The organism is Flavobacterium daemonense, from assembly GCF_007341385.1.
Taxonomy (GTDB): Bacteria; Bacteroidota; Bacteroidia; order Flavobacteriales; family Flavobacteriaceae; genus Flavobacterium; species Flavobacterium daemonense.
This window is the reverse complement of the sequence record NZ_VJYD01000019.1, coordinates 66,645-73,166: the sequence shown is the minus strand read 5'-3', so window position 1 is coordinate 73,166 and position 6,522 is coordinate 66,645. Positions and strand designations below refer to the sequence as shown.

Here is a 6,522-nt window from a genome sequence, read left to right as displayed (position 1 = left end):
AAATGGTGGTCAGTTTGCTCCGGAACTGGTGATCAATTTACACTGGAAAGTGGTGGTCAATTTGACCGGTTTTTCCAGCTAGGCAATCTGATTGTGTATCCGCCATGTAGTTCAGAGTTTTTAATGTACATCCAATCGCTAACATCATTTTTGTCGATTTCTACAGTGTCGCCAAGTTTTATGCTTTTTATTTTTTCAGGTAAATTGTCAATTACTCCAATATATTTTCCATTATCAAATTTTTGAATATTTCCAATCCAAATATGTTCAACGTTACCATTTTCTTCAAACTTCTTTTTCAAGCCAAAAAAGGTAAAAACTCGACTGTTGTTTTTATAAGCATAATCAAAACTATCCAAAGTTTGTTTGGCTTTTTCAATAGCTTTATTCATTTCAACGTCATCTTCTTTAACGTTGTAAATTGTTAGTTCATTTTCTCTTTCTATTTTTTTGTTGGAATTACAACTTAAAATACAAATCGAAAAAAATAGAAGGAATGTCTTAATTTGCAGATTTCTCATAAATGACTTATAACGTTATGGTGCTATAGTGGGTTTGGTACTAAATTAAGCCCATTCCTCGAATTTGCCACCCGAGCGATAGCGAACGGACGGAGTAAATCATTCAAATACAAAACCATATTTAATTAAGCCTATTGTCCAAATCAGTTGCAGTAGCTGTTACCTGCTGTTACCTGCTGTTGTTTTCGCCCAATACTCATTTGATGTTTGCGATTAAATAAATCTAAAGTTATCTTCCATAAAATAGTATAAAATCATAAAAACCATAAAAATCGAATTTATATTTAGTAATATTAGTTTAGTGAAATTGGTAGATTTTATAGTCCATTTTCTAAGCAAAAAAACAAACACTCCAATTAATACGATTATTATAAACATAAACGTATCGATTGCGTCTGGACCATAAGTGATTGTATTTAGTTTTAATAAAAAAAGAATCAAAAGTGTCACAAAAATATAGATATGAAATATGTATCTATTAATATGTAAAAACAGGTTTAAATATTTCATTTTTGAGGCTTTTTGTTCATACTTTAGATATTTCGTCGTTTGCTTAGACAATTGGCTATAACGTTCTGGCACTACATCGGGTTTGGGACTAAATTAATCCCTATTTTCGGATTTGCCACCCGAGCGATAGCGAACGGACGGAGTAAATCTTTCAAATACAAAACCATTTTTCCTCCCGATACTTCGGGAAAGCCAATTGTCCAAATCCGTTGTAGTAGTTGTTAGTGGCTGGCTTTAGTCTATTAAACAAGGGCTATCTTGAACAAATATTTTAATATTTTCCTTTTTTAGATCATATCCTAAATTTTGTAGGTTTTGTATCCTAACATTTTTTTTTACTTCAATTGTCATATTTCGAAGTTCATTTTCAGTAAATTGTTTTCCTTTGATTCGATTCTCTAATTCAGCTGAAACGCATTTGTCGAAAAATCTGAAATATTCTGAATTGTCAGAGTCATAAGGTGAGTAAATATATTTCGGCTCGTTATTACTAATCAGGAATCTGATAAAGAAAGTATTTCCGCCTTTTAGTGACAATTTAAAATTATAGTTTCCATTTAGAGATTTAAAAGTAAGATTATCATTAAACTTACTTATTTTTTCAAGTTTGACAATAGAATCGTTCCTTTTCAACTCTACCGTTAAAAATTCATTTCTTAAATCATCACCTAGTATTATTTCACTGTTTTGGATTACTGCTGTTTTTTTGCCTGAAAACAGACTAATACTTATGATCAGTATTAGCAAAATGCATAAAATTGCCCAAATTATAGTTTTTGAATAAAATTTTTCTTGCTTTGATTCCTTAGGTTTCATAGTTTTAATGCTTGTGCTTGCCATTAACGTTCTGGTAATATAGCGGGTTTGGGATTAAATTAAACCCATTCCTCGGATTTGCCACTCGAGCGATAGCGAACAGGCGAAGCAAATCATTCAAATACAACACCATTTTTCCTCCCGATACCTCGGGAAAGCCTATTGTCCAAATCCGTTGTAGTAGCTGTTAGCAGTAATTTTTTTATTTATTCTGCCAATCTGTTTTCAATATCCATTCTTTCGTGTAAAACTCTAACGACTTCAATTTCATTTGTTTTGTCTATTTTAAAGAAAATTAAATGTGATTTTACTTTTGAATATCTATATGATTTTCGAATTTTTCCAAAGTCACGAGCCATGTCAAAATTATCGACGATATATTCAATTTCGTCAATGATTAAGTTGTAATATCGATTTGCTTGTTCAATAGACCAATTTTCTGCTGTATAAATCCAAATGTTATTAATATCTTCTAATGCCTTTTCACTGATAATGTACTTTGACATTATTTTTTAAAATTAGATTTTAGCATTTCTAGATTTTTATTACGGTCAAAATTGCTAATTTTACCACTCTTTTCGCCAATTTTTAGTTCATTGATTAGAGATTTTGTTTTAGTTTCTTCTTGCTCAAAAATTCTTAAAGCAGTTCTAACAACTTCACTTACTGAACTATATTTTCCTGTTGAAATTTGCTCATTAATAAAGTTTTCAAAATATTCTCCTAATAATATTGATGTATTTCGTGCCATAATTTTTCTTTTTACCAAAGATACCAATAATTGGTATTAAATTCAAATTTTTTCAGTTTTTTGAGCAAAAGGTATTGCCAACGTTCTGGTACGATAGCGGGTTTGGGACTAAATTAAGTCCATTCTTCGGATTTGCCACCCAAACGATAACGAACGGACGAAGTAAATCTTCCAAATACAAAACCATCTTTCCTCCCGATACCTCGGGAAAGCCTATTACCCAAATCCGTTGTAGTGGTTGTTGGCGGTTCGTTTTTTTTGTTTAGTTAATTTCTACTTATTGTAGTATTCATCTTGCATTTTTCTAAACTCTTTTTTTGAAAATTTAAATTTCGAATTTGAAAATGGACTTAATTGATTAAGCATAAATATTTTAACTGGTTCGCTTAAAAGAACATCGTAATAATGTCCTTTAACTAAAGCATAGTCATTTATGTGTCGATTGAATATTTTTCTAATATTTATGTAATGTCGTTCAACCAAAGTTTTAAAAGCAATACAGCGCAACAAAGGAACTTCACATTCTGTAATTTGGATTAATTCTTTTTCAGTTAGGTTATTACGAAAAATTTCATATTCTTTGTTTTGTTTTCCACTTCTATTAATTTCAATATTGGTAAGTCTAAAATCCCAAATTATTTTATTTACTTTTTCATTTTTTGTTATTTCTTTTAAAAGAATAGTTGGTTGAAAATTTTCCTTTTTCGCCTCTTTTTTTGCGCAACTAAAAAACAATAAAAGGATTAACATTATTGGAATTCTTTTCATTTTTAGGAATTTAAATTAAAATCAAAAATGTATTTCTGTGGTTTTTAGCAAAGTGATGCCTAACGTCCCGATACTACAGCGGGTTTGGGACTAAATTAAGCCCATTCTTCGGATTTGCCAAATCATCCCAAATACAAAACCATTTTTCTATTAAGCCAATTGCCCAAATCCGTTGTAGTAGCTGTTACCTGCCGTTTTTTTTAATTTATATATTCATTTTTAGATTTAATTTTCCAAATTCTGTTTTTCGGAAAATATTCGTAGGTGACTATTTGATATTTCACAGAGTCAATTCTTTTATTTATCCGCAAAATTTTATTTTTTGTATCGAAAAAATATGGAAAGCTTTCCATTTCTTTTGATAACATATCGTTAAGTATAAATTTTTGATTTTCAGTTTGTACATAAAAATTATAGAGAGGTCCGCCATTTCCGCCTTCTTCTCGTTTTATAGCCAAATCTTCTTTATCATCAAAATTGAAATCAGCAATAATAAAATCCCCAAAATCATAGTCATAAACTTTTATTAAAGAATTGACGGTCTTTAAATATGATTTATTGTTTGAGCAATTTTTAAAACTTTCAGACTTTAAGATGAATTCACTCTTAATGTCAATAGTTTGAATTTTGTTATTTTTTTGCTTGGAAAGGATTGTAATTTTAATTTCTGCACTACCAAGATTATTTTGGTCTGTTGACTTTGTAGAAATTTCAAAATCAAATTTCTTTGACAACATATTATCTCTGCAAGTTTGAGAGTAACTTGAGACGAAAACAAAAAAAGCAATGCAGTTTATTACATAATTTTTCATAGGGTCTGATAAAATTGCTTGTAGCGTGTGTTACCAGCCGTTGACTTTAATCTACATAAGTTTCTTTCAGAACTTCTTTTACTTTTGAAACTTCTTTTTCAGCCAAATTCCCAAATACTTTTGTTATTCTTTGTCTGTCAACAGTTCTGATTTGGTCTAATGCAATTTGGCCTTTGGTATCGTTGTTTAGAATTTCAACTCTTGTCGGATAAGATTTTGAACTGCTCGTCATAGGAGCTACAACGATTGTCTGTAAATATTTATTCATTTCGTTTGGGGAAATGATAACACAAGGCCGTATTTTTTTAATTTCACTTCCAATCGTAGGGTCAAGATTGACTAAAACGATTTGATATTGTCTTAACTCCATTCTTCAAGATTTTCATCTTCAAAAATGTCGTTAATCAGCAATTTGTCATCGCCGTTTTCGTGCATTTTTTTAAATGATTTATCCCAACCGTTTCTTGGTTCAGATTTTGGTTTTAAAATTATATAACCTTTTTCAAGAATAAGTTCAACTTTATCTGTGATATTATATTTTTCGAGTAAGGTCTTCGATAAACGAATCCCTTTTGAATTTCCAATCGGAATAACTGAAATGTCCATAACTTTTATTTTTTTTGTATATACAAAGTTATTACAATTTTTTAGAACGCCTAATTTTTAGCAGAATTTTTAATCAATGGCTGGTAACGTTCCCGCGCTACAAGCAGTTTGGGACTAAATTAAGCCCATTCTTCGGATTTGCCAAATCTTCCCAAATACAAAACCATCTTTCCATTAAGCCAATTGTCCAAATCCGTTGTAGTAGCTGTTAGCAGTAGTATCTAATCGTTCATTTCTGGATTAAGAATAGCAATTGTAAAGTGTTCCAATCTCGCAATCTTTTCAGGTTCTGTTGAATAAAATTTAAATTTTAAATCACTTTTAATAAAATCATTAACTTGTTTTTGAAGTTTTGTAAAATTGTCTTCTGACATTATTTTACCAGCAATCAATCTCGATTTTGTTTCCTTATTCATCGGCGGAAAATCTATCTTTAAAAACTCACTAATTAGTTTTCTCAAAAGTTTTCTGTTTAATGTATGGCTTCTATAATCAGACGCTAATTCGCGTAATCTAACTTTTCCAGTTCTGTCTGTTTTACCAACATATATAACTTTTTCATTTTCATATATTACATAAATTCCGCAAGTTGTGATGCTTTTAATTTGTTCATAAGTTAACAATTCCGAAGCTAAAGCTTTTTCAAATTCTTCTATTAAATCTTGATGCGTCATTTTAGTTTGATATTGCTGGTAACGTCCCGCTACTACAGCGGGTTTGGGACTAAATTAAGCCCATTCTTCGAATTTGCCAAATCATTACAAATACAAGACCATCATTCCATTAAGCCTATTACCCAAATTCGTTGTAGTAGCTGTTATGGGCAGTTATTTTTTTCGGTATTCAAATATTCTTTTGCCTCGAAGCTTGAATTCATTCTCACTTAATACTCTTCCCAAATCCCTTATCTCAATGATTGAATCATTTTTATCATAATAGTATTCAGTAAGAAATTCGACGTATTCATTTGGATTTGTAGTTTTTACATAACTACTATCTCTTTTACTAAATAGCTTATTGTTTGAATAATATTTGTAAAAGCTTTTCATTTCATGTTTTTTACTGAAAGTCCAATTTTCGGTTACTAGCTTTCCAGTTTTGTCATAAAAATAATTTGAAACTTTGGAAGTGTCATTATCTTCGATAATTATTTTCTTCGAGTTAAAATTGTCTTTGTACTCATAAATTATTTGTTTATAAGTATAGGCTTCTTTGATTATTTTTTGGTTTGAATCATAAGTATATTTTGCGATTGTATCGTTATCGTCTAATATAAAAATAAGGTTCCCAAATGAATCATAAAATTGTTCTCGATTTATGATTTTCGCTAAACCTTTTCCTTTTCGTTTGAATATTGATTTGGTATTTATAAGCTTGTTATTTGAATTGTAAAACATAAATAAATTATCATTCACATTGATTAATCTATTAAGTTTATCAAAGACTTTAAAGCTTTTATGCTCTGATAAAACTGAGTCTTTTTCTGTTAAGTGTTTTTCGGTAACAACAATTCTAAATTTTTCGTCATTTTTTGAATTGGAAATAAGAGAGCTTTCTTCAATGTTACCACAAGATGTTAGCAGTAAAAGTAAAATGGTAAAGATTAAATGTCTTTTCATTGCAGTTTTATAATTGCCCAAATCCGTTGTAGTAGCTGTTGGCGGTTCGGCTTTTTATTCAATTTAATTTCCGTTTCAGTCTTTTTCACACTCAAAAACGTTTTAGCAATTTTCGAATT

Annotated in this window: 10 protein-coding genes; all 10 read right to left on the bottom strand. The window is 29.9% G+C overall.

Annotation, left to right across the window (positions count from 1 at the left end; translation table 11 throughout):
- Positions 1–56: 56 nt before the first annotated feature.
- The gene (locus tag FND99_RS18790; protein ID WP_162615576.1) at positions 57–392 is read right to left on the bottom strand and encodes a DUF2314 domain-containing protein; all 336 of its coding nucleotides are present in this window, start codon (positions 390–392) and stop codon (positions 57–59) included.
- Between the two features lie 873 nt (positions 393–1,265).
- The gene (locus FND99_RS18785) at positions 1,266–1,847 is read right to left on the bottom strand and encodes a hypothetical protein (RefSeq protein WP_144339471.1); all 582 of its coding nucleotides are present in this window, start codon (positions 1,845–1,847) and stop codon (positions 1,266–1,268) included.
- A 206-nt stretch (positions 1,848–2,053) separates the two neighbouring features.
- Positions 2,054–2,353: a type II toxin-antitoxin system RelE/ParE family toxin gene (locus FND99_RS18780; RefSeq protein ID WP_144339470.1), complete on the bottom strand. Its 300-nt coding sequence runs from the start codon at positions 2,351–2,353 to the stop codon at positions 2,054–2,056.
- Positions 2,353–2,598 carry a type II toxin-antitoxin system ParD family antitoxin gene (locus tag FND99_RS18775; RefSeq protein ID WP_144339469.1) on the bottom strand — a complete coding sequence of 82 codons (246 nt, stop codon included), beginning with the start codon at positions 2,596–2,598 and terminating at the stop codon, positions 2,353–2,355. Before FND99_RS18775 ends, FND99_RS18780 begins: the two co-directional genes overlap by 1 nt.
- 273 nt (positions 2,599–2,871) lie before the next feature.
- Positions 2,872–3,366: a hypothetical protein gene (locus tag FND99_RS18770; RefSeq protein WP_144339468.1), complete on the bottom strand. Its 495-nt coding sequence runs from the start codon at positions 3,364–3,366 to the stop codon at positions 2,872–2,874.
- A 200-nt stretch (positions 3,367–3,566) separates the two neighbouring features.
- On the bottom strand, positions 3,567–4,178 hold the full coding sequence (locus tag FND99_RS18765) for an XAC2610-related protein (protein WP_144339467.1): 612 nt from the start codon (positions 4,176–4,178) through the stop codon (positions 3,567–3,569).
- Between the two features lie 46 nt (positions 4,179–4,224).
- On the bottom strand, positions 4,225–4,548 hold the full coding sequence (locus tag FND99_RS18760) for a type II toxin-antitoxin system PemK/MazF family toxin (RefSeq protein ID WP_144339466.1): 324 nt from the start codon (positions 4,546–4,548) through the stop codon (positions 4,225–4,227).
- Entirely contained in the window at positions 4,539–4,784 is a 246-nt protein-coding gene (locus FND99_RS18755) for an AbrB/MazE/SpoVT family DNA-binding domain-containing protein (RefSeq protein ID WP_144339465.1), read from the bottom strand. Before FND99_RS18755 ends, FND99_RS18760 begins: the two co-directional genes overlap by 10 nt.
- Positions 4,785–5,005: 221 nt before the next feature.
- Positions 5,006–5,458: a GIY-YIG nuclease family protein gene (locus FND99_RS18750; RefSeq protein WP_144339464.1), complete on the bottom strand. Its 453-nt coding sequence runs from the start codon at positions 5,456–5,458 to the stop codon at positions 5,006–5,008.
- Positions 5,459–5,611: 153 nt separating this feature from the next.
- Entirely contained in the window at positions 5,612–6,403 is a 792-nt protein-coding gene (locus tag FND99_RS18745; RefSeq protein WP_144339463.1) for a hypothetical protein, read from the bottom strand.
- Between the last annotated feature and the right edge of the window lie 119 nt (positions 6,404–6,522).

Coding starts and splice junctions, on each gene's coding strand:
- FND99_RS18755 (WP_144339465.1), bottom strand. CDS start 4,784: ATGGACATTTCAGTTATTCCGATTGGAAATTCAAAAGGGATTCGTTTA.
- FND99_RS18790 (WP_162615576.1), bottom strand. CDS start 392: ATGAATAAAGCTATTGAAAAAGCCAAACAAACTTTGGATAGTTTTGAT.
- FND99_RS18765 (WP_144339467.1), bottom strand. CDS start 4,178: ATGAAAAATTATGTAATAAACTGCATTGCTTTTTTTGTTTTCGTCTCA.
- FND99_RS18745 (WP_144339463.1), bottom strand. CDS start 6,403: ATGAAAAGACATTTAATCTTTACCATTTTACTTTTACTGCTAACATCT.
- FND99_RS18785 (WP_144339471.1), bottom strand. CDS start 1,847: ATGAAACCTAAGGAATCAAAGCAAGAAAAATTTTATTCAAAAACTATA.
- FND99_RS18760 (WP_144339466.1), bottom strand. CDS start 4,548: ATGGAGTTAAGACAATATCAAATCGTTTTAGTCAATCTTGACCCTACG.
- FND99_RS18770 (WP_144339468.1), bottom strand. CDS start 3,366: ATGAAAAGAATTCCAATAATGTTAATCCTTTTATTGTTTTTTAGTTGC.
- FND99_RS18750 (WP_144339464.1), bottom strand. CDS start 5,458: ATGACGCATCAAGATTTAATAGAAGAATTTGAAAAAGCTTTAGCTTCG.
- FND99_RS18775 (WP_144339469.1), bottom strand. CDS start 2,598: ATGGCACGAAATACATCAATATTATTAGGAGAATATTTTGAAAACTTT.
- FND99_RS18780 (WP_144339470.1), bottom strand. CDS start 2,353: ATGTCAAAGTACATTATCAGTGAAAAGGCATTAGAAGATATTAATAAC.